Genomic DNA, 24,009 nt, shown 5'->3' on the forward strand with positions numbered 1-24,009 from the left:
GAGCTTGCTTCAGAGCGGAGGCGGGGCCTTACCAGCCGAAATTGCTCAGGCCGGTGCCGTACTGGATCTGGTTGAACCCGGCCGTGTTGACCGTCTTCGTGTGGGTCAGCGTGATCGCACCGGCCGGATCGACGGCCACCGCGGGCTCGACGTCGGGGTTGGAGTTGGCCACGGTGGTGGTCCGCAGCGTCGGCAGCCTGCCGGTGGTGGTGCCGTCCGCGTTGACGCCTCGCACGTACACCTCGCCGCCGTACCGCCAGGCGACGACGGCGCGCCGCTGGCCGTCGATGCCGACCTTCGGTTCCGCCCCGTTCGGGCCGTAGCTGGTGGCGCCCCCGGTACCCGCCGCGGTGTACGACCGGACCGCGACCTGCCTGTTGCCCGTGCTGTCGTTCTGCCAGCCGACGACGAAGTTGCCCGCGAAGTCGGCGGCGATGCTCGCGTCTCGCTGATCCCCGGTACCGCCGGGAGCGCGGTAGCCCAGTGACTCCGTGCCGTCCGGGGCGAAGCCGCGAATGCGGATGGCGAACGCGCCGCTGCCGGTGTCCATTTCCCAGACCACGACCGCGTTTCCGTTCGCGCCCATCGCCACGTCGGGGTTCTGGCTGGGACCGGCACCGGGGCTGATGATCTTTTCCCACTTCTTGAGGGTGATGGCGGAATAGAACGCCAGGTACACCTGTTTCGGGGCACCGTTCCAGGTTTCGAAGGCGATGGCGAAGCCCGTGCCGTCCGGGTCGGCGGCGATCCGGGGGTTCTGCTGCTGTCCGGCCGCGTTCGCGTTGACCGTGGCCGCGCCGGTCTCGCGTGCGGTGGAGTCGAACGTCTTCACCTTGATGTCGTAGTACCCGTTGCCGTCGTGGTCGTCCGCGTAGGTGACGATGGTCGTGCCGTCGTCACGGACCGCGACGTCCGGCTGGATGTGCTTCCAGTTCGCCGCTCCGGTCGAGGTGACCGCGCGGGTGAACTTGGGCTGTCCGTTCTGGTACAGCCGCAGGTAGACGTTGGTGCCGACGGTGTCGGCGGGATTGGTGCCCAGCCGGTCGTCCTCCCAGACCACCGCGGTCATCGCGCCGTTGCGCGAGGTCGCGACCGCCGAGTCGGTCTGGTTGTCGCCGGAGACCGTGGCCGCGTCGGTCCAGTGGACGCCCAGCGCGACGTTCGCGATCCACGGCCGCACGTCGTCGACGCGGGTGTCGACGGCCCCGGTCCGGGTCTCGGTCGACGGCGTGCCGAAACAGCCGCCTTGCCAGGAGCGGCTGTTCACCGCGGCCACCTCGACGCCGGAGCCGGTGGTGCGCAGCGCGGGACCGCCGGTGTCACCGGCGCAGACGGCGGCGCCGTTCTGCCCGGTGAGCGCGAGGTTCCCGCCGGTGACCGCGTCGACCGTGAAGGTGCCCGCGTGCTGGCGCAGCGGCGCCCACTCGGTGGCGGTCCGGCCGTAGGCTGGGAGTGTCAGTTGCTCGCCTGCCGTCGGTGCGGTCGCACTGACCGCGACCGGCGTGACGCCCGGGACGGAAAGGTTGAGCTGGGCCATCATCAGGTCCCGCGACTCGTGCGGGACCAGGCGGAGCACGTTCCGCACCACGCCGGCGGTGGTCGTGAGATCGGGGCGGCCGATGGTCGCGGTGACGGGCTGGGGCGGGGTGCCCGACGGCGGAAGGCCCGTGCCGGGGGTGGCCGCGAAGCAGCTCGCGGCGGTGAGCACCCAGCCAGGCGCGACCAGCGCGCCCGTGCAGGCGCGGCCGCCGCCGCCGATGTCCAGCCGCACGACGAACGCGTGGTCGGCGTCGCCTCCGACGACGGCCGCCGCGGGTGCGGTCGTCACCGCGGTGGCGGCAAGGGCCAAGCCGGACAACAGGGCCAGCCTTCTCGAACGGGCCCGGACGGGTCTTGTCATGACTGAGTTCCTCACACGGTGCTGGATGCGGGGGCCGGTCAACGGGAAACCTTGATCTCCAGGAGCATGTACTCGCCGCCGGTGCCCTCCGGGTCGGTCTCGCCGACGCCCGCGTAGCTGTTCGGCGGCACCTTGTACGTCTTCTTCGTCGCCCCGTCGTCGGGAGTCAGCACGACGTCGCTGGTGAAGTTCCCGGTGCTCACGCCGTAAACGGACGGCATCTCGACGGTCAGGTGCCCGGTCTTCCCGGAGACGCGGAAGCACACGTAACCGGAGCCGGGCTGACCCCGTTCGGCGATCCGCAGCAGATCCGGATCCGTCGTGTCGGCCGGGCAGGTAGCGAGCAGCACGATGTGGCCGTCACCGCGTTTGAGCAGAAATCCGCGCTCCGCCTGGATTTGCGCGGCCTGCGGGTAGTTGAAGTCCTCGATCGCGAGCGGTGGCAGGTCGTCGGCCTGCGGGGTCACGTCGGCACCGGCGGGCGCGCCGCCGATGGCGAAGGCGGCGAGAGCGGCGAGCGTGGCGGCCATCGCCGCTCTCAACGGATGCTTCATACGGGTCTCCTCTTGCGGTGGGTGGTCGGTCGATACGAAACCGCTGCTCGTTCGAATTCGGCGCGAGCCTGGCCGGACAGGCCGAGCCCGGCCGCGATGAGCCGGACCGTGTCGCGGCGGGGCCTGCCGACCCGGCCGTGCTCGAGGTCTCTGATCGCTCGGACGCTGACGGTGGAGCGGGCGGCGAGAAGCCGCTGGGTCGTGCCGAGACTGTGCCGGTGGCTTCGCAGCAACTTGCCGAAGCGGGCCGGGCTCTCATCCGCCGGGATCGTCGCCTCCAGCGCGTACGGCACGGTCGCTTGCCTGCCGGGCAGGATGGTGTGAACACCTTGAGTCACTGGCGTCCTCCGCGTTCGCTCAGCGACTCGCGTCACCGATGCCGCATCATGGTCGGAAAGCGGCTGGGCGCGGACAACCGGAAACTTCCGCGAAGAAGTGCCGGTTCGACGTCAGGACGTCGGGTGCCCGCTCGGCTCGGGCGAGCAGAGCGGGCTTGACGACGTTTATCCGCAGCAGATGTTGTAGCCGTGGTTCCGCCAGAACAGTGACGGGCTCGGGTTGTCGAGAACCGGGTCGCCGGTGCTGTCCGACGCGCTCTCGTGCCTGCCCGGCCGGTACTCGACATGCGTGTGCGTGGCGCTGGCGCCGCGATACTCCTCGGTGCCGATCTGCCGGCCGCGGCTGACGAACTCACCGACCGCGAGCCCGTTCGACGGGTTGAGATGCAGGTAGATGATGGTGAAATCCTGATCCCGGTTGTAGATCGCCAACGTGGACAGGCCGCCGCTGCCGTTGCTGCCCTCGGTCTTCCTGATCACGGACCCCTGGGTCATGGAGTACACGGGAACGCCGAAGCCGCGCGCGAAGTCGATCCCCTCGTGCCTGCCCGACGTGTTCACGTAGCCGTCGAAATAGGAGGTGATGCGGCCGGAGTCGCTGTGGTACAGCCCGGTTTCCAGCCAGTCGTTCCCCACCAGGCCGAGCAGGTGCCCGACGTTGTCGTTGTACGTCGAGGTCAAGTTGCCTTTGGCGCCGTGCGTGAACGAGTCGATCGGGCCGGTCCAGCCGCCCTTGAAGAACACGGTGACCACCGCGTCCCTCCGGTTCCACACCGAGGCCGCGTTGTTCTTCACGCACAGGCCCTTCCCCGCACCCGCGCCGAGGAAGTGATAGCAGTCGGAACCCGTGCCGTAGTTACCGACCGACGCGTCGAAATCGCTGACCGACCCCTGCTGATTGCTGTTGTAGTACAAGCAGAACTCGCCGTCCTCGCAGACGCCGTTCCGTGCCGTCGCGGCCTGCGCCGAGGGGGCGGCCAGGAGAGTGCTGCCCAATGCCAGTGCCGCGCCGAGTAGTGCGACCATCAATCTTCTCAACGACGTTCCCTTTCTCCTTGAATGCGGCGAATCAGCCAGTGCACGACGCTACGGACGTGATGGGCGCCAGGGGAAGTCGTAAAGGGGAAACTGCCGCTCATCCGACGGGAGGAGCGAGTTCGCCGTGCCCGAACTTCGAACTACGAGCACATCTACACCGGCGGTGCCACCGTTTGCGCAGGCGTGGGAGCATTGCCCGCCTGTCTCCATGGGATCGGATACGGCCGAGACGTCGGCGACGGTCAGGCCCAGATGGAACTCGAGCTGAGAGTGGTGTCCCGGGAGTCACTCGACCGGGGCACCACGCGTTCGCAGTCAGGAGGGTTCACGGTGCGGAACATGAAGTTTTCCCGGTATCATCGGCCCGCACGTGTCGTTGTGGCGATGGTCGACCGCTTATCCGTCCCGCCAGTTCCTCAGCGTCCCTATTCTGTATTCGCGGATACCGTCCCAGGCGAAGAAGACCACGGTCTTGAATCCGGCGAATCCTTCGGGCCAATCGTTGTTGCACACTTTTGTGGTTCCGGCGCCGGCGTTGTTGTAGCACATCCAATACCGGGTGGCGCCGTTGACCGTCATCTGCACCCGTGCCATGACCGGATTCCCGTCGGCGCAGTGGTCTCGCACGGTGATTCGGTCCCCGTCGAGAGTGACCCAGGCGTCACCCACGGACTTCCGTTCACCCAGGCAGTCCATCGATGTGGCCATGCTGACAGGTCCTACATCGATACTCGTGTAGTCGGCCGCGGCGATATTGTTCGTGGCGAACACCTGCGACAGAAAACCAGCGCTGTCGCCGAGACTGGCGCAAGAAGGCGCGAAAAACGGCGCATTGCGTTCCCTTCGGATCGGTCTGCGGTAACCTGCTGCCGCAGACCGATGCCAACGAGGGCCTGGTACCGAGCGCAGGGGTCATTCGAACCACAAAACATGACCGCCGCCGCTGCTGGACGGTCCGAAAAGAAAGGCCTTCTTTGCCCATTTCCCTGAGCGTCCGGACGCGCTGGTAAACGCGTACAAAACTCCATCATGATTGCGGACAGGGAACATTTCCAGCAGTACCGGACCATTGTCGGCTTACCCAACGGAGCGGGCGGTCGGCCGCACCATGGCGACCGGGGTCGTCAGCCGGCGCCGACGACCGCACTCGCGGTGCTGTGTCCGGGTTCTCCCGCCGGCGCACGCCGTAGCGGTTGTGCGCCTCGCTCCGTATGTCGGCGATGACGCCGTCCGTGGGACTCGTCGGCAGATGGCCGCGAGTGATGATCAGGACCTGGCCGTGCCCCGCCATGACCCGTTCGGCCTCGGCTTTCCAGGCGGCGAGGATGCCGGGGTCGCTCTCCTCGGCCGCGAACAGGACGATCGCGGACCGGCTGGCCGAACTGGACCAGGGCGTGTTCGCGTGCGAGTCGCGCATGGCCGGGTCCGCGGACATCGGGCCCCGTTCGACGACGGCTTCTGGAACGGTCCGCCCCGGTACGCGGTCACCTTCCGGGGGCGCTCGCCGAGTGGTCCCCGGATGCGGTCGGTCCGTGAATCCTGGCGAAATATCCGATTGATGCATGTATGTACGGTTCTGTGTTGAGGTCGTGAGTGATAAGGACGGTTCTAACCGTCCTTATCACTCACGACCCCTCGTCACGAAAAGCAACCGAGCCGGCACTTCGATCGCCGGTATAGTCCTTTGTGGACGGTCGGGGGGTGGCTCGCGCTGCCGACTCGGTCGGCGACCCGACCGGACTCGAGAACGCCCGGCCGCACAAGCCCTTTCCGGCCGAACGGGCCCGGGACACTCAGCGTCTCGAATCTCCGCCGATCATCCCTGACTTCATTGCTCGCACCACTCGTTCATGTGAACCGCCCGCGCTCGAAGAACACGCGCAGAGTGCTTGAAGCCGCCATCCGAATGATCCGGCCGAACGGACCGCAACCTGCGCGCGTGAAGTTCCGGCGGGGCACCGGTTTTGCCAAGCGTGACTGTTAGCGTGCGGAGTGAAGTCGTGATCTTGGATGTGGAGGCATTCGATGAACCGTCTTGTCATCGCCGCGTTGAGCGCGGCGTCCGCCGGTGCCCTGCTGATCGTCGCGAGTCCGCCTGCCCAGGCCGCGGCGGGGGAAGTGGTGGTCTTCTCGACGGAGTTCCAGCGTCTGGACACCTACCGGAACCCCGAGGGTTGCCACAAACTCCCCATCGCTGCCCATGTCCTGGCCAATCTGACCTCGGCCGAAGTGGTCATCTACGGCGATCCGCTCTGCTTGATGCCCGGGATACGGGTCCAAGCAGGGTTCGGTTCTCACGTCCCGGCGGGAACCGGTTCGTTCTCGGTCAGCTGATCGGTTCGCACGACATCGAGACTTGAGGGGGTCCCGTGTCCGTCGATCTTGTCGTAATCGGAGTCGGATACGTCGGGTTACCATTGGCCGAGGCCGCCTGCGGGGCGGGGTTGTCGGTCGCCGGCTACGACACCTCGCCGAGGGTCGCGGCCGCCGTGGCCGAGGGGCGTTCGCATGTGCCCGACGTGACCGCGAGCCGTTTGCGGGCCATGCGGGCGAGCGGTTTCACGGTGACGACCGATCCCGAGGTAGTCGGCACCGCGGAAACGATCGTGCTCTGCGTCCCGACCGGTCTGGACCCGGCGGGCGGGCCGGATCTCGCCGCGGTCCGCTCCGCGGCGGAGACGGTGGCCGAACACCTGCGGCCAGGGACGCTGGTGGTGCTCGAGTCGACGAGTTTTCCCGGCACCACCGACGAAATCGTCCGGCCGATCCTGGAGAAGTACGGCCTGACCGCGGGCGAGGACTTCGCGCTCGCCTACTCGCCCGAGCGCGTCGACCCGGGCAACCGCCGCTTCGGCGTCCGGAACACGCCGAAAGTGATCAGCGGGCACACCCCGTTGTGCGCCAAATACTGCGCGGCGTTCTACGGGCGCTTCGTCGACACGGTCGTGGTGGCGCGCGGCACCAGGGAAGCGGAGATGGCCAAGCTTCTGGAGAACACCTATCGCTACGTGAACATCGCTCTCGTCAACGAGATCTCCATCTTCTGCGACCGGATCGGGGTCGACGTGTGGGACGTGGTGCACTGCGCCGCGACCAAACCTTTCGGGTTCATGCCCTTCGTGCCGGGGCCGGGTGTCGGCGGGCACTGCATCCCGGTCGACCCCAAATACCTGCTGGACAAGGCGGATCGGGAGGGAACCTCGCTCGGCGTCGTGCACGCCGCCCGCCTCGTGGACGACCGGATGCCGGAGCACGTGGTCGACCGGGTGACGCGCCTGCTCGCCGGACAGCGGAAAGCGTTGCGGGGAGCGAAAGTCCTGCTGCTCGGCGTCGCGTACAAGGCCGATGTGGCGGACACCCGCGAGTCCGCCGCCATCCGGATCGCCGTCCGGTTGCGCGCGCTCGGCGCGGACGTGTCTTACCACGATCCGGTGGCCGGCGCCGTACCCGAACTGGGGCCACCGGCCGCCGACCTCGACGAGGTGCTTCTCGCCGCGGACGTCACCGTCCTGCTGGTGGCGCACCGCGCCTACGACCTCAGCCGGCTGACCTCGACGGCCAGGCTGCTGTTCGACGTGACGGGACAGGTTCCCGGAGAGGAGGTCGTCCGTCTTTGACCGTGTCCGCCGGGTCGAGAGCCGGCCGACACACGCGTACCGCAGATTCTTCCGAGTCCACGCGAAAAGGAGTGTGCACGAATGACCACGGCGGTCAAGAACGACAGGCTCAAGAAGCGTTTCGAGAAGTGGGATGTCAACGGTAACGGCAAGATCGAGAAGTCCGATCTCGAGGCCGAAGCCGGCCGGATCATCACCGCGTTCGGCGAAGACCCGGCGTCGCCCCAAGCTCGTGCGGTGAAAGACTCTTTCGTGGCGATGTACGAGTACCTGGCCGGTAAGGCGGGTGCCGGCCCGAACGGCGCTCTGAGCGAGAGGCAGTTCACCGAGGTGATCGAGGCGCAGATCTTCCAGGAGGGCGACTCGGGATTCGATCGTGTGGTCCGTCCCACCATCGCGGCGATCGTCGGCTTGTGCGACACCGACGGCGACGGCGAGGTCAGCCAGCAGGAGTTCGCCAAGTGGCTGGCGGCCATCGGTGTCGAGTCCTCGGCCGTGGCCCCCGCGTTCCGGGCCATCGACGTGAACGGCAACGGAAAACTGACCGTCGACGAACTCGTGCACGCGGTACGCGACTACCATCTCGGCAAATCGGACGTGCCCTTGCTGGGCAAGTGACGGTGACGTAGCGGCGATATGGTGAGCGGCCCGGCTCCGGGCCGCTCACCACCTGCCGCGGAAACGCACTTCCAGTTCCGGCTTCAAGCCGAGCTCTTCGCCGGTGACGGGCCGCGTGACGCTGATGAGAATGTTGTAGTGATTGGGAAAATGGCATCCGTCGAAGCCGAGCACGGTGCCGACGAGTTCGCCGCCGATCCACAGCTCGTCGCCTCGGTCGAGCACGCCTGCCCGGTCTATTTCGGCGAAGCCGAGGAAACCGACACGATCGATCGGCGCTCCGGGCTCCGTGTCGTCGTGGCTGGTCGTGACGAGTTCGTGGATCTCACCGGCGCGAACGCATCGGCTGGCGAACGGCTCGAGGCTCATTCCCCGATCGTCACGGTGATGCACCAGCACCTTCACCACCGTGCCGGTGATCTCCCGCTTCGGCCCGTCCTCGCGCATCGCATTCCTTCCGGTAGCACTCGTCCACTATGGACAGAGTGGTGAGACCGCTGTCGCGCCAGGCCCCGCCCTTGCGCACGGCTTCCTCGAAGTCCCGCAGCAACCCGTCGTACTCGTGCCAGAGCGATTCCTTGAACTCCGGGAAGCCGTCGAGCATGTCGGCCCGCAGGACGGTGCCATCGGTCAGGGTCACTTCGATGTCCTTGACTTCTCCGGGAAACGACCAGTCGAGTTCCACGACCGCGTTCTCGAGCACGAGTGTCGCCTGCCTGTCGACGCCGTTGACGTCCCGCGTGATCCGCGCGCTCCGCAGCGCCACCGATCCGAGGAACAGCTGGACGAGATCGAGCGCGTTCGGGCCGTTGTCCGCCACGCAGCCGCCACCGCAGCGCGCGGTGTCGAGGTACCAGCGATCACCGCCGACGTGTTCTTCGATCCGCTCCAGATAGCGCACCGTCAGCGAAGCGATCGGTGCCCGGCCCGCCAGGGCCTCGTGCAGCGTCCGCACGTTGGCGTTGTACCTGCGGTGGAACGCGGTGAACAGGGCGACATCCCGCCGCGCCGCTCTCGCCACGAGATCCTCGCCGTCGAGGAGCCCGGTGGCGAGCGGTTTCTCCACACACACCGGCAGGCCGGCGTCCAGCACCTCCCGGCACACGGACGCGTGGACGTCGTTGGGCGCGGTCACGATCACCGCGTCGAGCCTTCCGGCGGCGAGCATCTCCCGGTGATCCCGGTAGCCGGGCACGGTGATTCCGGCGAGCGCCGCCGGATCGAGATCGCAGACCGCGGCGAGCTCGAACGCCCGGGACCTTTCCACCGCGGCGAGGTAGAAGCGCGAGATGACACCGAGCCCCACGACACCGACCCGGATCATCCGGCCGCCTTTTCCCGCACCGCGTGCAGTTCCGCGTAGACCTCGTCGGGCACCGGCACTCCGTGCGCACGGAAGCGGGCCGCGCGTTCACCCTCGTGCCAGCCGGGATAGACGACCGGGACGGCGGCGTCACGGGCGGGCCAGCCACGCACGGCGGCGAAGAGCGCGGTCGCGTCGGCGGCGAATCCGCCGCGCAGGAGTTCCGGTGCGATCGCCAGCGTCAGGACGCCGATGTCGTCGTCACGGTTCCCGTCGGCGGACAGCGCGCCGAGCGCGGCGCCGGAGACCAGCGCGCCGAGCACTTCGACGAGCAGGCCCAGCCCGAATCCCTTGTAGGCGCCCGTTTCAGGGTCGCCGCCCAGCCACAGCAGGTGGGCGTCCCCTCGGTCGAACGCGGCGGCGTCGGTCACCGGTGCGCCGTCGTCGGTGGCGAGCCACCCCGGCGGGATCGCCCGGCCTTCCCTCGCCGCGGCCCGCACGCGCCCGGTCGGCACGACGGTGGTGCTCATGTCGAGGACGAACGGGTGCGCGTCACCGGCGGGGCAGGCCAGCGCGAGCGGGTTCGTGCCGAGCATCGTAGCCTCGCCGCCCGGGGGCGGGGCGATGCGCTGCCCGCCGCAGTTCGACGCGACGAGGCCGATCATGCCGTGGGTGACGGCGCGCGCGGCGTGGTGACCGGCGCAGCCGATATGCGTGGCGCCCCGCAGGGACACCATCCCGATGCCGTACCGTGACGCCCTGGCACACGCCAGTTCCATGGCCTGCGACGCCGACCACAACCCCAGTGTGCGCCGGGCGTCGGCGAGGACGCAGGCCCCGAGATCGGTCTGGATCACCATATCCGCCGCCGGATCGGCGCGTCCGTCGTCGAGCAGTGGCAGGTACAGCCGCCTCAGGTTGACCAGTCCGTGTGAGGTCACCCCGGTCAGGTCACCATGACACAACGCGGTGGCCGCGATCGCCGCCCGGTCCCCGGGAACGCCACGGTCCACGAAGATCCTGGTGACCAGGGAGAGAAGCTCCGGATAGGGCATCAGCACGGTCAAGCTCCTTCGTTCCGGCTGAATCGCACGACGATCTCGCGGACGAGATCACTGAACCTGTCGAGTTCTTCGACGCCGGCGTACTCCCCGGCGGAGTGCGCGTTGTTGCCGCCCAGGGAACCGGGGCCGAGGACGGCCGTCCGGGTGCCGGGGACGTCGGCGAGCCAGAGGGCGTCGCAGGTGAAGCCGGGCTCGTCGTCGGGCCAGCGGGGAGCCAGCCCGTCCAGCAGCGGGATGTCCCGCGCGGTCAGGACGGGCAGGTCGCGTTTGAGCCAGCGGACCTCGGTGATCGCCACGGCGTCGGCCGCGGTACGGGCGAAGGCGGGTGTTTCGCGGAACCGGGTGCCGAACTCGGCGAGCCCCGACCGCAGGCCGTCCTCCAGCGCGGAGGTCATCTTCGACGCCGCTTCCCGGCTGTCGTAAGGAATGTTGAGCAGAAGCTCTCCGCTGCCGTACACCCTGTTGTGCAGGCGGCCGGTGTGCAGCCCCGCTAGGCAGACTCGACCGTGTTCCGCCAGGTCGAGCGCCAGATGCTGAGCGAGGAAGCCGAGCAGGACGGTGGCGTTGTGTCCCCGGTGCGGTTCGTCGTCGATCGCGTCGTCCCCGCGCACTCGCACGCACGCGGTCATCGACGCCGAGCAGCGGGGCAGGTAGCGCAGGCCGGTCGGCTCGCAGAAGATGTTGAGCTCGCCGTGGAATCCGGCCTCGACGAGCGGCCGCGTGCCGAACGTGCCCATCGCGCCGCCCTCTTCACCGGACACGGCCTGGATGAGCACGCCGGCGTCCCTGCCCACCGCCGGATCCGCCGCCACGGCGGCCCGGACCCCGGCCAGCAGCGCCACCGCGGGCCCCTTGGCGTCGATCGCGCCACGGCCGGTGAACCGGACCCCGTCGAAACCCGCCGGTTCGAACGGCGCCACGGTGTCGAGGTGGACGTTGAACATCACGGCGGGAGTGGCCGGGCCGAGCCGGAGGACCAGGCTCGGCTGACAGGGGAGGAATTCCGGTCCGGCTTCGCGGACCGCGACCGGGACACCGGGCCGGTCCAGCACCGAGGGTTCCGGGCTGCCGAGGTACAGCGTCTCGAAACCGATCCCGGCCGCCGCGTCGGCGTAGTCCCGCATCGCCTCCCAGAGGCGGATTTCGCCGGACGTTTCGAGCGGACCGGCCGTCGGCAGGGCGAGCAGCCGTAGCAGCAGATCCCGGTCCTCGCGGATCACCGGAACAGCCCGGCCATCGCCCGGCCCGCGGCGACGAACGTGGCCGCGGCGTCCCTGGCGAGCACACCCGGCTCGTGGGGTTTGATCGCGAGATGCGGCTCCAGCGACCACGCGCCGCTGTATCCGTTGGCCTGTAAAAACTTCACACAGTCCGCCACGAGTGCTTCACCCTCGCCGGGGACGGTGAAGCCGTGCTCGTCCGCGTCCTTGACGTGCACGTGCTCGACATGGTCGGCGATATCGGCGAGCAGGTCGAATCCATCGTAGCCGTGGGCTACGCCGTTTCCGGTGTCGAACAACAACTTCAGTGCCGGGCTCGCGACCTCGTCCAGCAGTTCGAGCATCCGCTCGGCACTCGTGCCCGCCCAGCCCGAGCAGTTCTCGTGCAGCAGCGTCACGCCGTGGTGTTCGGCGCGTTCGGCGAGAACGGTGATCCTCGCGATGGCCCGGCGACGCCAGTCGTGCTCACTCAGGCCGTCATCGGGATACGACATGATCCGGAGGTAGCGGGTGCCGATCGACCGGGCTCGCCTGGCGAGGACGTCCAGTTCCGTGAGGTCGTGCCGGAAGTCGCCGGTGATCGGCCTGCCCCAGCCACCGATCCGGGACGCCAGGCAGACCACGCTCATCGCCTTGTCCGCCAGCGTCGTCGCGACCTCGTCGAACCGCTCGTCGGTGAGGTCGGCGACGGGGATCCGATCGAGGGTGCGCAGCTCCATCATCCGCCAGCCCAGTGCGTCGAGCGCCGCGATCTGGCCGCCGAGGTCGTCGGCCGCCTCATCGGTGATGCCGGCGAACACCGGGTCAGTCGGCATGGGCCGCCACCGCGCCGGGTTCGGGGCGCGAGACCGGTTCCGCGCAGATGTTCTTGGCCACCGACAGCAGTTGCACCACCTCGGTGGCGAAGGTGAACCCCTGCGTCTGCTCCCCGTCCACCTGGAACTTCCGGTAGGCCACGGACATCCACTCCGTCATGGCGTCGTCGCGCAGCACGACGTGCTCGGACCGGCCGCTCGACCGCAGGGTCAGCTGCGAATGGTGGTCGTCGCCGCTCACCGCGAAATGCCCGACCGCGGTACCCGTTTCGAAGTCGACGGTGACCCGCCGCTCACGTACCGGTGAGGTGAGATCCGAACAAATCTCCGTGTGGATCCCCGAATTGTGCCGGAGACCGACGGTGGCCCCGCCCATCCGGGGGCCGACGTTCCCGGCGACCTCGAGATCGGTCCCGGACGCGTGGGTGACCCGCGCGGCGCCCGCGAGCCGCAGCGCGAGCGCGACTCCGTGCGGCAGCTCGACGTCGAAGGCGGTCGGATGTCCCGGCGTCACGAGCGACCGGCGGAAGCGCGGTTTGTTCTGCACGATGCCGATGGACTTCGGAGCGCCGAAGCGGCCGCTGCGGATCAGCTCGGCCAACCGCGCGGTGAGCGTGCTGGCGAGCCAGGGCTCGACGACCTCGATATGCAGTTTGTACTTGCGGCGCAAGCGGATGATCCGCGCGAGGTCGTCGATGTCGGCGGCGAGCGGCTTCTCGACGATCACCTTGCGGAAGCCCAGCGTGGCCAGTTCGGAGAGCACGGTGAGACGTTCGGTCGGCGGTGTGCAGACGTGCGCGACGGTGCGGGAGGGGTCGAGCCCGGCGGCCGCGGCCTCGATGGTCGACATGACCTCGAGACCTGCCCGTGCGGCGACGTTCGGTCGCAATTCGCACGCGGTGATGGGAGCGTCGTCGAAGAGCTGCGGGGTTCGGGTACGGAGTTTGGCCAAGACCGGCAGATGCAGACCCGCGCCTGCCCGGCCGAGTCCCACAATGAGTGAACGCACTGGTGAGCCTGCTCCTCGGAGTTTCCCATTCGGAATACATCGCAAAACTGACATCCGCGATGATCGAGTGTCAATACTTTCCGCGTGAGTTGACCAGGAAGTGCGAACCTGCCGAGTGACCGGTTTTCCTGACCTACGCTCGGGAACGGGTCTCAACGCCATCGGAGGTGGGTACGCTGTCGGTGTCATTTTTCAACCAATCGAGCACATTCGAGCGAACGTGGCCCAGTGCCAGACGACATATTCTCGATGTCATCGAAAATGGCAAGTATTCGCACGGCCGCAAGGTGGCCGAGCTGGAATCCGCGCTGGCCGGCTACACCGGCGCGAAGTTCGTCATCGGGGTCAACAGTGGCACGGACGCGTTGGTCCTGCTGTTGCGGGCGGCGGGTCTGCGGCCGGGTGACGAAGTGGTCGTCCCCGCCTTCTCCTTCGGTGCGTCGGCCACCTCGGTCGTGCTCGCGGGCGGCCGGCCGGTCTTCGCCGACATCGAGCCGGACGGGTACGGCATCGACCCCGCCGCGGTGGCGGACGCCGCGGGGGAGCGCTCCCGGTTCGTCATGCCGACGCATCTGTTCTCGCGGCTCGCGGACATCGACGGCGTCCTCGCCGTGGCTCAGCGGCTCGGGCTCACCGTGGTGGAGGACAGCGCGGAGGCCATCGGCATGCGCCATCGTGGCAAGCACGCCGGGCTTTTCGGGGCGGGCGGGGTGCTGTCGTTCTTCCCGACCAAGACGCTGGGCGCGCTCGGTGACGCGGGCGCGGTCCTCACCGACGACCGGCGGATCGCCGAGACCGCCGACGCGCTCCGCCACCACGGCCGGTTCGGCGGCACGATCGCCGATTTCCCCGCCATCGCCACGGCGACCGGCCTGCCCGGCGTGAACAGCAAGATGGACGACATCCAGGCCGCCGTCCTCCTCGCGAAGCTCACCAGGCTGGATCTCGACATCGTTCGCCGCGCGGAACTGGCCGCCCGGTACACGGCGGCGCTCGCGGACGTCGAGGGGGTGCGCAAGCTACCGTCGGCGCGTCCGGACAGCGTGTTCTACGTCTACGTGGTGGAGGTCGAGTCGCGCGACGACTTGGCGGCGCATCTGTCGGCCGACGGTGTGCGGACCGAGGTCTATTACCCGTCGCCGCTGCCTCTGCAACCCTGCTTCGCCGGGCTCGGCCACCGGAAGGGCGATTTCCCGAACGCCGAGAACGCCTGTCGTCGTACCCTCGCGCTGCCGCTGTATCCGGACATGTCCACCGGGGACTGTGACCGTGTCTGCGACTCGATCCGCGCGTTCTACCGCGGGCGGCGTGGATGACACTGCCGTTCTTCCCGCCCGATCTCTTCGACGAGGACCGTGCCGAACTGCTGGACATCGTCCGCCGCGTCGGCCTCGCGGCGGAGCAGAAGTTCATCCTCGGCGACCAGACGGCCCGTTTCGAAGCGGCGATCCGTGACTCGGTCGGCGCGGCGGACGCGATCGCTTGCGGCAGCGGAACTTCGGCGCTGACGCTGGTGCTGCGCGCGATGGGCGTCGGCGACGGCGACGAGGTGATCGTGCCCGCGTTCGGCTGCGCACCGCTCGCGGCCGCGCCCGCCTCGCTCGGCGCGACGCCGGTGTTCGCCGACATCGACCCGTGGTCCATGGTCGTCGATCCCGAAGCGGTCGCCCGGCTGGTCGCCGCGCGGACCAAAGTGATCATGCCGGCGCATATGTTCTCGGTCATGGCGGACATGCCCGCGCTGCGCCGGATCGCGTCCGGCGCGGGCGTGCGGCTGCTGGAGGATTCCGCGGTCGCGCAAGGAGGAACCCTCGCGGGCACGCCCGCCGGGAGATGGGGCGACGCGGGTGTGTACTCGTTCGTCCAGGTGAAGACGTTCGGTATGCCGGGTGAGGGCGGCATGGTCGTGACCGACGATCCGGAACTCGCCTCGGCGGTGCGGATGCTGCGCAATCACGGCCAGGACGGCAAGAACCGGTTCCTGTACCACCGGGTCGGCTACAACAGCCGGTTCGACGAGATCATGGCCGCGTTCCAGCTGTACCGGTTCCCGGGTCTTCCCGGGCGGCTCGCACGCCGGGCACGGATCGGGGAGTACTACACCGAGCGCTTCGCCGACCTGGCGGGCTGCGGGGTGCTGGCGCCGCCCCCGGCGAAGGACGGGCGGTGCTACTACGTCTATTCGCTGCTCGCCGAGCGCAGGGACGAACTCCGTGCCCATCTGGCGGCGCGGGGGATCGGCTCGCACGTCTACTACCCGGCCCCGCTGCCGCGGCAACCCGCGTTCGCGCGGTACACCCGCCCGTCGGACACCTGGCCCGCGGCGGACCTGGCCGCGCGGCGCACTCTCGCCATACCCATCTACCCCCATCTGACGGACGAACAGGTGGAACGCATCGCGGACGCGGTGTGCGAGTTCGCGAAGGAGTCGTGATGCAGCAGATCACCCGGACGCCCGCACCGAGCGAGGTCGCCGAGGAGTGGCACAGGCGTGCGGAACGCGCCGGGCTGTCCCGCGTCATGCGCGCTTCGCAGCCCGCCGAACTCGCGGCCGAGACGACCACCCGCACCATCCGGCTCGTCACCGGCCTTCTGCGTTCACTGGGCGATGTCGGGGCCGCGCTGGAGATCGGCTGCGGGATGGGCCGGATCACCCCGGCGATCGCGGCGCGGGCCCGTACGGTGACGGCGATCGACATGACCCCGCGCATGCTCGCGCTGGCAAGGGAGAACTGCGCACATCTGTCCACTGTGGAATTCGTGCGGACGACGGTCCAGCGGCTGCCGTGGCAGGACAAGCGGTTCGACGTCGCCGTCTGCGTCTGGGTGCTGATGCATGTACTGGACGACGACGAGATCGTCGAAGCGTGCCGGGCGATCGCCGCGGCGGCCCGTCACCTCGTTCTCGTGGAATACGAGGAAGCGGACATCCCTGTCGGCAGGTTCTCGCGGTTGCGGACCGTCGAGGAGTACCTGGCCCTGCTCCCGGGCTCCCGCCTGCTCGAACGGCACGACCTGCATTACGGCGGTGACCGGTCCTTCGCCGCGTTGATCGCGTTGGACGACCGGCGATGACGACACTGGCCGCCACTCGCGGCAAGGCGTATTTCCGGCTCGCGAAACTCGACATCGTCGACTACTACCTCGGCGTGGTCGTGGTGTGGACGCTGCTCGCGCCGGCGGTGAGGTTCGACAGCGGAGTCCTGGCCTCTGTCGGCGTGTTCCTGCTCGGCGAGGTCTTCGTGATCGCGGCGATGGTCGCCCTCGACGATCTCACGGGATACCGGGACGGCAGCGACATCACGAACTACTCACCGGACGACCCCCAGCGCAAGCGGTACCGCAAACCGCTGGTGGCGGGAACCCTGGACGAGGGCCAGGTGCTGCGGTTCGCGTGGGCGACGGCCGTCGTCGGCGCCCTGCTCTGGCTGACGGCCATCGCGATCGCGCCGCACCGTCCTGTGTGGACTGTCGTGCTGATCGTGGTCACCTATTTCTTCTCGCTGCAGTACTCCTGGGGCGTGAAGCTCAGCTACCATGGCTTCCAGGAGTTCTTCATCGCCGCGCTCGGCTGGGCGCTCGTACTGGCGCCGTACGGCCTCGCGTCCGGCGAGTTCACCGGTTTCGCGCTCGCCCAGGCGTTGCTCTTCGGGCTGGGGCCGCTGCTGTTCGGCGTGTACTCCAACACCAACGACGTCGACGGTGACCGGCGGGTCGGCAGGCCGACGGTCGCGGCGCTGACCTCGCCGCGAGGCAACATGTTCTTCGTGATCGCCGTGTCGGCCGCGGAGTTCGCCCTGATCTTCGCCGTGCCCGCGCTCGGTGGCCCGTGGTGGTTCCCCCTCGCGTTGCTCCCGACCCTCGTGTCGCGGGTCTGGCAACTCTGGCTCGGGTTCGCGCTGGGCGACATCATGCGGGCCCGGCTGCTCGGCATCCGCATCCACCGGATCACCGTGCTGAGCCTGGTCGTGGTGAACCTGGTGGTGATCGCGTGACCGATGTCGAGGTGGCGGTGGTCGGCGCCGGCGTCGCCGGGCTCACCACCGCGTACCAGCTCGGCAAGTCCGGGCGCGAAGTACGGGTGTTCGAAGCGGCCGACGTGGTCGGTGGCCGGATGACGACGCTGCGCGAGGACGGCTTCCTGATCGACACCTGCGCCGAACAGATGGCCGAGCAGGGCTATCGCGAGACCTGGCGGCTGCTGGCGGAGCTGGGCATCGACGACGCCGCCGCTCCCCGGATCGGCCGCGGCATCGCGATGTGGCGGGGCAGACCCAGGTCCGGCGTCGCGGAGACGAGGGGGCTGCTCACCGGAGCGGGGTTGTCCCTCCGGGCACGGCTGGCCGGGGTACGGGCGATGCGGGGTGAGTTCGACACCGAGCGGCCGGAGGTCTCCCGGCTGGGCGGGCGCACCGTCGCCGAGTTCGCCGCGCCCCACCACCGGGATCTGCTGGACTACCTGCTGCAACCGGTCGTCTCCGGGTTCTTCGGCTGGGATCCGGCGCGTTCGGCGGCCGCGCCCTTGCTCGCCCTGCTCACCTCGGTCGGCCCGCCGCCGACGTGGCGGGCGTACCGCGACGGAATGGACACCTTCGCCCGCGCCCTCGCCGAGAGGGTCGACGTCAGCACCGGCTTTCGTGTCGATCAGGTCGTCGACGACGGCTCCGTGGCGCGGATCATCGGTGGTACGCGCGAAATCAGCGCGAAAGCCGTGGTGCTGGCCGTGCCCGCCCCTGCCGCGGCCGAGCTGAATCCGCGGCACGGGTCGGCTTTCCTCGCCGCCTGCTCGTTCACGCCGGTGGTCAAGGCCCATCTGCTGCTCGATCGTCCGCTCGGCGGTCCCGACTACGCCTTGATCGTGCCGACGGCGGAGAACGGCACGGTGGCCACGATCATCTTCGACCACCTGAAGCACCCTGGCCGCGCGCCCGCGGGCCGCGGCCTGGTCACGGTCATGGCCCATCCGGACGCGGTGCCGGAGCTGCTGACCGCCACCGACGAGGACGCGGTGACCCGCTTGACCGGCGCGGCCGAGCGTCTCGTCCCCGGCCTGCGGGCGGCGACCCGCCGCGCACTGGTCCGGCGGGTGCGGCACGCTGCGCCCGAGGTGACGCCCCGCGCGCTCGCCTTGCGTGCTTCCTTCGAGGCAGGCCTCGGCCGGAGCGCTGTCGACTACGCGGGCGACTGGGTTTTCCTGAGCCCGTGCAGCGAAGCGGCCGTCCGCTCCGGCGTGCGGGCCGCGCGGCGCTTGACCGATCGGATCGCGTGCCCCGTGAAGGAGGAACGAGCCGGATGAAACCGCACGACATGGGAAAGTTGTTCGACGAATGCGCGCATACGCGGACGACGGTGCGCCTCGACCGGCCCTTCGACATCGCGCCCGAGCGCGGAACCGTGTACCCGGTCGCCGGGCTCGCCGAGCTGGTGCGGGACGTGGCGGGATGGCTCTCCGAAGCCGGTGTGCGGCCGGGGGACCGGGTCGCCATCGTCAAGCGGAACCACTGGGACTACGACCTGCTGGCGTGTGCCGCGGTGCGGATCGGTGCCGTCGCGGCGAAGCTGTCCGGTCACCTGCCGGACGACACGCTGGAAGTGCTGCTGAAACGGCTGGACGCCGCGGTCGTGGTCACCGATCGGCCTTCCCTGCGCGGAGACCGGGTCTTGCCCATCGACGGTTTCGCCGCCGCCCCATCGCCGGAGCCGAACCGAAGGAACGCCGACGAACCGCTGCTCATCTGCCATACGTCGGGGACGACCGGGACACCGAAACTGGTGGTCCACACGACGCGGACGATCATCGACCGGCTGGCCCGGCCGGAGGCGGTCCGCTGGCCTGTCCTCGGCGTCCGGCGCGACGACGTGCTGGGCAACGCCAGCGCCTACGCGCACGGCCGGACCTTCTGTTGGACGGCGTCGGCGCTGTGCCTCGCGCCACAGGAGATCGTGATCCTGAGCGAGCCCACCGCGGCGGAGCGGGTGTTCGGACGGCATCGGCCGACGGTCATCGAAGCCCTCCCGTCGACGTTCGTGCGCTGGCGGCCACTCGCGCACTCGCCGGAGAACCCGTTTCGCCGGGTCCGGCGGTTCGTCAGCACCTACGACGCCGTGCACCCACCGGTGATCAGGACGATGCTGAACGCCACCCGCCGCAAACGTCCACTGTGGATGGAAGGCTGGGGTCAATCGGAGACCGGCCCCCTCTCGTTCCGGTTCTTCACCAGGCGCTCCGTGCGGGCGACGCGGGACATCGGCAGGCCACTGCCCGGCCTCGCCAGACTGCGGGTCGTCGACCCGGAGACCGCCGAACCGGTCCCGCGCGGCACTCCGGGACTCCTCCTGGCACGCACCCGTGCTCGCTGTGTGGCCTACGTGGGCGAACAGGACCGCTGGGAGGACAAGGCACACGGATCGTGGTGGAACACCGGCGATCTCGGCGTGGTGAGCCGGACCGGCGCGGTGACGTTGCTGGACCGGGAGGTCGACAGCGTCCCCGGGCTGAGCTGTCTCTCGGTGGAGGACGCGATCGAGGACCGGCTTCCGGCCATCGCCGAATGCGTCGTGCTTTCCGCGGCGGGACGGGCGCCGATCCCGGTCGTCGTGACCGACACCGGACTGGAGCCGGCGCGGTGGCGGGCGGCCGTGGCCGATCTGCCGCCGATGGGGGAGCCGGTGACGCTCACGTGGGACGAGGTACCGCGCACCGGCACCGGGAAGGTGCGGCGGCTGGAACTGCTGGAGCGGCTGACCGGGACGGCCGCCACGAACGGATCGGGAAGGTGGACGTGACGACGGCCTACGTCTTCGACAACCACAGTGACCACGCGACCGAGCAGCATCGGTGCCTCTCCGAGGCGTACGACCCGGCCACCTTCGCGCGGCTGGAGCGGACCGGCGTGCGGGAGGGCTGGTCCTGCCTCGAAGTCGGCGCGGGCGGCAGCGGCGTCGCGCGGTGGCTCGCCGCCAGGGTGGCACCGACCGGATCGGTGCTGGCGACCGACATCAAACCCGACCACATCGGAACCGGGCCGGGGCTGACCGTCCTCCGGCACGACGTCGTCCACGATCCGTTGCCGGGTGGCGAGTTCGACCTCGTCCACGCCCGGCTGGTCCTGCAGCATCTGCCGGAGCGGGAGGCCGTCCTCCGGAAGCTGGCGCAGGCACTGAAGCCGGGTGGCTGGATGCAGATCGACGAGTTCGACATCTCCTACGGTCCGGTGCTGCTCGCACCCGACGCCCGTGCGGCGGGTGTCTACGAGGCTTTCCTGGCGGCCAAGGAAAAGACGTTCAGGACCGCGGGCGGAGACGGCACGTGGGGCCGCAGGGTCGCCGCGTCGATGGCCGACGCGGGCCTGGTCGACGTCGACCCGGTACCGCTGGTCTTCCCGTGGCGGGCGGGATCGCCCGGCCTGCGGCTGCTGATCCACCACACCCATCATCTGCGGGACCGGCTGATCGCCGCGGGGATGACCGACGAGGAACTCGCCGAGGTGCGTTCGGTCATGGCGGATCCGAGGTTCCGGGCCTCGTCGTGTGTGCTGTACTCCGTGCACGGGAGGCGCCCCGCATGATCACCGAGGTGGACACCGTGACCGTCGCGGGTCCGATCGACCTGCCGCTGGCCGGTGAGCTCGACGTGCAGGCCGCCTGCGGGATCATGCACGTACATGGCCGGCGCTTCGGCGAACCGACCCCGCTCGGACTGGACTACGCGTCCATCCTCGCGGCCGAACTCGCCGAGTTGGGCGGCGTCGCATTGGGGCTCGCTCGTGATCGCGGGATCCCGCTGCGCGGCGTGTCCACCTCGATGGCGCAGGCGGCTTTGCTGGCCGTCTCCCAGTATCTGGCCGCGGCGACGGCCGAAGACGACCATGCCGAGGACTTCTTCCCCGGCGGGCCGCCGTTCCGTTCGTCCGACGGTGTCGCGTACGAGATCGAGACACTCGATCCGGCGGTGTGGCAACGGTTCTGGAGGACACTCGGCATCGACGGGCGGGTGATCTCGAATGCCTGGCGGCCGTTCCTGCTCCGGTTCGCCACCGCGACCTGCCCGCTGCCACCGGGGCTGGTGAAAGCTCTCGCGGCACGGCCGGTCGCGGAGGCGGAGCGGATCGCGGTCCGTACCGGGATGACGCTGGTGAGGGTGGCGGATCGGAGGCTCGACCGGCTGCCCGCCTTCGCGGTGAGCGGGCTGGGCCGCGGGCACCGGCAGGCCCGGCCGTCGGTGCCGCTCCCGTTGTCCGGTTTGGTGGTCCTCGAATCATGCCGCCGGGTACAGGGCCCGCTGGCCGGTCACCTGCTGCGGCTGCTCGGTGCCACGGTGCTGCGGATCGAGCCGCCGGGTGGCGACCCGCTGCGGTGGGTCCCGCCGATCGCCGGCGACGCGTCGGCCAGGTTCCGTGCGCTCAACGACGGCAAGGAAGTCATCGAGATCGACTTGAGCACCCGGGACGGCAGAGGCCATTTGCTCGACCTCGCCGTCGGCGCCGACGTCTTCCTGCACAACTGGGCGCCCGGAAAGGCAGGGCAGTGGGCGTTGAGCGCACTCGACCTGGCGCGTGCCCGGCCCGGAATCCTGTACGCGCACGCGTCGGGGTGGGGTGCCGAGCTGGGGCCGGAACCGCCGGTGGGCACGGATTTCGTCGTGCAGGCCTACGCGGGCGTTCCGCCGACGCTGATGACGATCGTCGACGTGTTCGGCGGGGTCGTCTGCGCGCACGGCATCGTGACGGCCCTGGCCCGCGGCGCCACGCGGGCCGACTCGTCGCTCCTGTCCGCGGCGAGCAGGCTCAACGCGGGCGCCCGGCGGCGCTGCGCCCGTCCGGTGAGCGTGCCGGTGTGTGACGACCTCGCCGCGCTCGCCGCGGACCCCCGGTTTTCCCGCGCGCTGATCCACGATGACTGCGTACTCGTCGCGTCGCCGTGGGAATTCACGTCATGACTTGGGTGTCCGCGACCGGGGTGGTGCTGCGCGACCTCGTGCCGGCCGGGCTCCGCCGCGAATGGGTCCGATGTGGACACTGCCCGGACAGGGATCTGTACTCGCTCTTCGGCGACCGGGTGCGCGAACATCCGCTTCGCACGGCGGTGATCGACGACGAGGGATCGCTCGATTACGCGCGCTTGGACGCCGCCGTACGCGAGCTGGCAGCCCGATTGGCTGCCGCCGGATGCGGCTCGACCGACATCGTCGGGGTGCGGGAACCAGCCGGACGAGCGGCGGTGGTCGCGGAACTGGCCGTGTTCGCGCTCGGCGCCGTCGTGCTGCCGTTGCCGCCGGGCTCGGGCGATCTCCTCGAACGCGCGCGTGTGCGGTTCGTCGTCGAGAACGGGCGGGTGGTGGGTGAATCCAGCCGTGCGACGCGTATCGTCCGTCCGAATCCGGAGGCCCCGGCACGGATTCTGGTGTCCTCCGGTTCGGAGTCGGCGCCGAAGATGGTCGCTTACTCGCACAACGCCTTCGCCGGCGGACGGGCGAACTACCTCCGTGCCGTCCACGGCGGGACGGAGGTTCCCCGCGATCTCGTCCTGGTCTCGCCGACGTCGGGATTCGGCTCGTTCGGGGCGCCGGTGACGCTGTGCCGCCTCGGTGGCACGCTGATCTCGACGCGCCGGTTCGAGGCGGGCGCGGCGCTGCGCCTGATCACCGAGCACCGCCCGACCCACGTGTTCGCCGTACCCGCGATGTGGCGGCGCATGGCCGACCATCCCGCGACCGTGGACACCGCCGGGCTCGCGGCCATCGTGTCGAGCGGCGACATGTTGCCTCCGTCGACGTTGGCCGCGTGCCGTGAACGGTTCGGCGTCGAGATGATCGACGTCTACGGCTCGTCGGACGGTGTCAACTGTCATACGACGCGACCGGAGAACGGTGTGGGCGTACCGGATCCCGCGGTGTGCGAGATCCGGATCACCGACGGCGAAATCCACGCCCGAGGCCCGATGACACCGCTGTGCCACGTCGCCGCGCCGGAGCTGGACGCCGCATACCGGCCGGACGGTGGCTGGGTGCGAACCGGCGACAACGGCCGTTTCGACGAGCGCGGCGGGCTCCACGTCACCGGCAGGAGCAAACGCGTGGTGATCCGCGGTGGGTACACGATCAGCCCGGCGGAGGTGGAGCGCACGCTCGGCGACCATCCCGCGATCAGGGAGGTCGCCTGTGTCGCGGTACCGGACACCGAACTGGGCGAACGGCTCTGCGCCTGTGTGGCGACCCGGAACGGCCACACGCCGACGCTGCCCGAACTCGCGGCGTTCCTCACCGCCCAAGGCCTCGCCGTGCGCAAGTTGCCGGAGTTCCTGGTCACCCTTCCCGAACTTCCGCTGGGCCGCACCGGTAAGACCTGCCACCGCACGCTGGCCGATCTCGCGGCTCGCTTGTACCGGAGTACGTCTTGAGGTGACACTGACGTGCCTCACCGGCGGAATCGTGGCGAGGAATCCGCTGACGAACATTCTCGATACGAGCCGGTTGGCCCGGTCCTGTTACCGGCGTGATCGCGCCGGGCCGCGGCGGCGGCGTGAAGATCGAGT

The 24,009-nt window shown here is 69.4% G+C and carries 24 protein-coding genes; 12 read left to right on the plus strand and 12 right to left on the minus strand.

Features of this window, described 5'->3' with window-relative positions:
- Nucleotides 1-28: 28 nt before the first annotated feature.
- The 6 genes from AC069I_RS30500 to AC069I_RS30525 all read right to left on the minus strand — a co-directional run bounded on the left by AC069I_RS30500 (nt 29) and on the right by AC069I_RS30525 (nt 5,265).
- On the minus strand, nt 29-1,900 hold the full coding sequence (locus tag AC069I_RS30500) for a trypsin-like serine protease (RefSeq protein WP_478266977.1): 1,872 nt from the start codon (nt 1,898-1,900) through the stop codon (nt 29-31).
- A 38-nt stretch (nt 1,901-1,938) separates the two neighbouring features.
- Nucleotides 1,939-2,454: a hypothetical protein gene (locus tag AC069I_RS30505; protein ID WP_478266978.1), complete on the minus strand. Its 516-nt coding sequence runs from the start codon at nt 2,452-2,454 to the stop codon at nt 1,939-1,941.
- Entirely contained in the window at nt 2,451-2,792 is a 342-nt protein-coding gene (locus AC069I_RS30510) for a helix-turn-helix domain-containing protein (RefSeq protein ID WP_478228051.1), read from the minus strand. Before AC069I_RS30510 ends, AC069I_RS30505 begins: the two co-directional genes overlap by 4 nt.
- A gap of 165 nt (nt 2,793-2,957) precedes the next feature.
- The gene (locus AC069I_RS30515; protein ID WP_478266979.1) at nt 2,958-3,818 is read right to left on the minus strand and encodes a peptidase inhibitor family I36 protein; all 861 of its coding nucleotides are present in this window, start codon (nt 3,816-3,818) and stop codon (nt 2,958-2,960) included.
- A 408-nt stretch (nt 3,819-4,226) separates the two neighbouring features.
- On the minus strand, nt 4,227-4,538 hold the full coding sequence (locus AC069I_RS30520; RefSeq protein ID WP_478266980.1) for a hypothetical protein: 312 nt from the start codon (nt 4,536-4,538) through the stop codon (nt 4,227-4,229).
- A 319-nt stretch (nt 4,539-4,857) separates the two neighbouring features.
- Nucleotides 4,858-5,265, minus strand: a complete 408-nt coding sequence (locus AC069I_RS30525; protein WP_478228048.1) for a hypothetical protein — start codon at nt 5,263-5,265, stop codon at nt 4,858-4,860.
- A 590-nt stretch (nt 5,266-5,855) separates the two neighbouring features.
- On the opposite strand from AC069I_RS30525, the gene AC069I_RS30530 reads away from it, so the two are divergent.
- The 3 genes from AC069I_RS30530 (at nt 5,856) to AC069I_RS30540 (ending at nt 8,065) form a co-directional block, all read left to right on the plus strand.
- A complete protein-coding gene (locus AC069I_RS30530; protein WP_478228047.1) occupies nt 5,856-6,164 on the plus strand; it encodes a hypothetical protein in 309 nt (102 codons plus the stop codon).
- Nucleotides 6,165-6,199: 35 nt separating this feature from the next.
- On the plus strand, nt 6,200-7,447 hold the full coding sequence (locus tag AC069I_RS30535) for a nucleotide sugar dehydrogenase (RefSeq protein WP_478228046.1): 1,248 nt from the start codon (nt 6,200-6,202) through the stop codon (nt 7,445-7,447).
- 81 nt (nt 7,448-7,528) lie between these two features.
- On the plus strand, nt 7,529-8,065 hold the full coding sequence (locus AC069I_RS30540) for an EF-hand domain-containing protein (protein ID WP_478228045.1): 537 nt from the start codon (nt 7,529-7,531) through the stop codon (nt 8,063-8,065).
- Nucleotides 8,066-8,110: 45 nt separating this feature from the next.
- Here AC069I_RS30540 and AC069I_RS30545 read toward each other — a convergent pair whose 3' ends face one another.
- The 6 genes from AC069I_RS30545 to AC069I_RS30570 are packed head-to-tail and all read right to left on the minus strand — an operon-like array spanning nt 8,111 to nt 13,476.
- Complete coding sequence (locus AC069I_RS30545; protein ID WP_478228044.1) at nt 8,111-8,512, minus strand: DUF6917 domain-containing protein; 402 nt, start codon at nt 8,510-8,512, stop codon at nt 8,111-8,113.
- Nucleotides 8,445-9,389: a Gfo/Idh/MocA family protein gene (locus tag AC069I_RS30550; protein WP_478228043.1), complete on the minus strand. Its 945-nt coding sequence runs from the start codon at nt 9,387-9,389 to the stop codon at nt 8,445-8,447. The genes AC069I_RS30545 and AC069I_RS30550 overlap by 68 nt, the downstream gene beginning before the upstream one ends.
- Nucleotides 9,386-10,435 (minus strand): Ldh family oxidoreductase, encoded by a 1,050-nt coding sequence (locus tag AC069I_RS30555; RefSeq protein ID WP_478266981.1) that lies wholly within the window; start codon nt 10,433-10,435, stop codon nt 9,386-9,388. The genes AC069I_RS30550 and AC069I_RS30555 overlap by 4 nt, the downstream gene beginning before the upstream one ends.
- A complete protein-coding gene (locus tag AC069I_RS30560; protein WP_478266982.1) occupies nt 10,432-11,652 on the minus strand; it encodes a M20/M25/M40 family metallo-hydrolase in 1,221 nt (406 codons plus the stop codon). Before AC069I_RS30560 ends, AC069I_RS30555 begins: the two co-directional genes overlap by 4 nt.
- Entirely contained in the window at nt 11,649-12,467 is an 819-nt protein-coding gene (locus AC069I_RS30565; RefSeq protein WP_478228040.1) for a sugar phosphate isomerase/epimerase family protein, read from the minus strand. The genes AC069I_RS30560 and AC069I_RS30565 overlap by 4 nt, the downstream gene beginning before the upstream one ends.
- Nucleotides 12,457-13,476, minus strand: a complete 1,020-nt coding sequence (locus AC069I_RS30570; RefSeq protein WP_478266983.1) for a Gfo/Idh/MocA family oxidoreductase — start codon at nt 13,474-13,476, stop codon at nt 12,457-12,459. The genes AC069I_RS30565 and AC069I_RS30570 overlap by 11 nt, the downstream gene beginning before the upstream one ends.
- Nucleotides 13,477-13,658: 182 nt before the next feature.
- Between AC069I_RS30570 and AC069I_RS30575 the strand changes: the two genes are divergently transcribed.
- The 9 genes from AC069I_RS30575 to AC069I_RS30615 are packed head-to-tail and all read left to right on the plus strand — an operon-like array spanning nt 13,659 to nt 23,874.
- Nucleotides 13,659-14,792 (plus strand): DegT/DnrJ/EryC1/StrS family aminotransferase, encoded by a 1,134-nt coding sequence (locus AC069I_RS30575; RefSeq protein WP_478266984.1) that lies wholly within the window; start codon nt 13,659-13,661, stop codon nt 14,790-14,792.
- Complete coding sequence (locus AC069I_RS30580; RefSeq protein WP_478228037.1) at nt 14,789-15,910, plus strand: DegT/DnrJ/EryC1/StrS family aminotransferase; 1,122 nt, start codon at nt 14,789-14,791, stop codon at nt 15,908-15,910. The genes AC069I_RS30575 and AC069I_RS30580 overlap by 4 nt, the downstream gene beginning before the upstream one ends.
- Nucleotides 15,910-16,551, plus strand: coding sequence for a class I SAM-dependent methyltransferase (locus AC069I_RS30585; protein WP_478228036.1), 642 nt, complete (start codon nt 15,910-15,912; stop codon nt 16,549-16,551). The genes AC069I_RS30580 and AC069I_RS30585 overlap by 1 nt, the downstream gene beginning before the upstream one ends.
- A complete protein-coding gene (locus AC069I_RS30590) occupies nt 16,548-17,471 on the plus strand; it encodes a UbiA family prenyltransferase (protein WP_478228035.1) in 924 nt (307 codons plus the stop codon). The genes AC069I_RS30585 and AC069I_RS30590 overlap by 4 nt, the downstream gene beginning before the upstream one ends.
- Nucleotides 17,468-18,772 (plus strand): FAD-dependent oxidoreductase, encoded by a 1,305-nt coding sequence (locus AC069I_RS30595; RefSeq protein WP_478266985.1) that lies wholly within the window; start codon nt 17,468-17,470, stop codon nt 18,770-18,772. The genes AC069I_RS30590 and AC069I_RS30595 overlap by 4 nt, the downstream gene beginning before the upstream one ends.
- On the plus strand, nt 18,769-20,262 hold the full coding sequence (locus tag AC069I_RS30600; protein ID WP_478266986.1) for a class I adenylate-forming enzyme family protein: 1,494 nt from the start codon (nt 18,769-18,771) through the stop codon (nt 20,260-20,262). Before AC069I_RS30595 ends, AC069I_RS30600 begins: the two co-directional genes overlap by 4 nt.
- The gene (locus tag AC069I_RS30605) at nt 20,253-21,044 is read left to right on the plus strand and encodes a class I SAM-dependent methyltransferase (protein WP_478228032.1); all 792 of its coding nucleotides are present in this window, start codon (nt 20,253-20,255) and stop codon (nt 21,042-21,044) included. Before AC069I_RS30600 ends, AC069I_RS30605 begins: the two co-directional genes overlap by 10 nt.
- The gene (locus AC069I_RS30610) at nt 21,041-22,414 is read left to right on the plus strand and encodes a CoA transferase (RefSeq protein WP_478228031.1); all 1,374 of its coding nucleotides are present in this window, start codon (nt 21,041-21,043) and stop codon (nt 22,412-22,414) included. Before AC069I_RS30605 ends, AC069I_RS30610 begins: the two co-directional genes overlap by 4 nt.
- Nucleotides 22,411-23,874 carry a class I adenylate-forming enzyme family protein gene (locus tag AC069I_RS30615; RefSeq protein ID WP_478228030.1) on the plus strand — a complete coding sequence of 488 codons (1,464 nt, stop codon included), beginning with the start codon at nt 22,411-22,413 and terminating at the stop codon, nt 23,872-23,874. Before AC069I_RS30610 ends, AC069I_RS30615 begins: the two co-directional genes overlap by 4 nt.
- Nucleotides 23,875-24,009: the final 135 nt, after the last annotated feature.

The organism is Amycolatopsis sp. NPDC043885, assembly GCF_056435685.1.

Bases quoted from the DNA above. Each gene is read 5' to 3' on its own strand.
- AC069I_RS30550 (WP_478228043.1), bottom strand. From the start codon at position 9,389: ATGATCCGGGTCGGTGTCGTGGGGCTCGGTGTCATCTCGCGCTTCTAC.
- AC069I_RS30565 (WP_478228040.1), bottom strand. From the start codon at position 12,467: ATGCCGACTGACCCGGTGTTCGCCGGCATCACCGATGAGGCGGCCGAC.
- AC069I_RS30505 (WP_478266978.1), bottom strand. From the start codon at position 2,454: ATGAAGCATCCGTTGAGAGCGGCGATGGCCGCCACGCTCGCCGCTCTC.
- AC069I_RS30590 (WP_478228035.1), top strand. From the start codon at position 16,548: ATGACGACACTGGCCGCCACTCGCGGCAAGGCGTATTTCCGGCTCGCG.
- AC069I_RS30610 (WP_478228031.1), top strand. From the start codon at position 21,041: ATGATCACCGAGGTGGACACCGTGACCGTCGCGGGTCCGATCGACCTG.
- AC069I_RS30585 (WP_478228036.1), top strand. From the start codon at position 15,910: ATGCAGCAGATCACCCGGACGCCCGCACCGAGCGAGGTCGCCGAGGAG.
- AC069I_RS30515 (WP_478266979.1), bottom strand. From the start codon at position 3,818: ATGGTCGCACTACTCGGCGCGGCACTGGCATTGGGCAGCACTCTCCTG.
- AC069I_RS30500 (WP_478266977.1), bottom strand. From the start codon at position 1,900: ATGACAAGACCCGTCCGGGCCCGTTCGAGAAGGCTGGCCCTGTTGTCC.
- AC069I_RS30525 (WP_478228048.1), bottom strand. From the start codon at position 5,265: ATGTCCGCGGACCCGGCCATGCGCGACTCGCACGCGAACACGCCCTGG.
- AC069I_RS30600 (WP_478266986.1), top strand. From the start codon at position 18,769: ATGAAACCGCACGACATGGGAAAGTTGTTCGACGAATGCGCGCATACG.
- AC069I_RS30615 (WP_478228030.1), top strand. From the start codon at position 22,411: ATGACTTGGGTGTCCGCGACCGGGGTGGTGCTGCGCGACCTCGTGCCG.
- AC069I_RS30545 (WP_478228044.1), bottom strand. From the start codon at position 8,512: ATGCGCGAGGACGGGCCGAAGCGGGAGATCACCGGCACGGTGGTGAAG.
- AC069I_RS30520 (WP_478266980.1), bottom strand. From the start codon at position 4,538: ATGGCCACATCGATGGACTGCCTGGGTGAACGGAAGTCCGTGGGTGAC.
- AC069I_RS30530 (WP_478228047.1), top strand. From the start codon at position 5,856: ATGAACCGTCTTGTCATCGCCGCGTTGAGCGCGGCGTCCGCCGGTGCC.
- AC069I_RS30540 (WP_478228045.1), top strand. From the start codon at position 7,529: ATGACCACGGCGGTCAAGAACGACAGGCTCAAGAAGCGTTTCGAGAAG.
- AC069I_RS30580 (WP_478228037.1), top strand. From the start codon at position 14,789: ATGACACTGCCGTTCTTCCCGCCCGATCTCTTCGACGAGGACCGTGCC.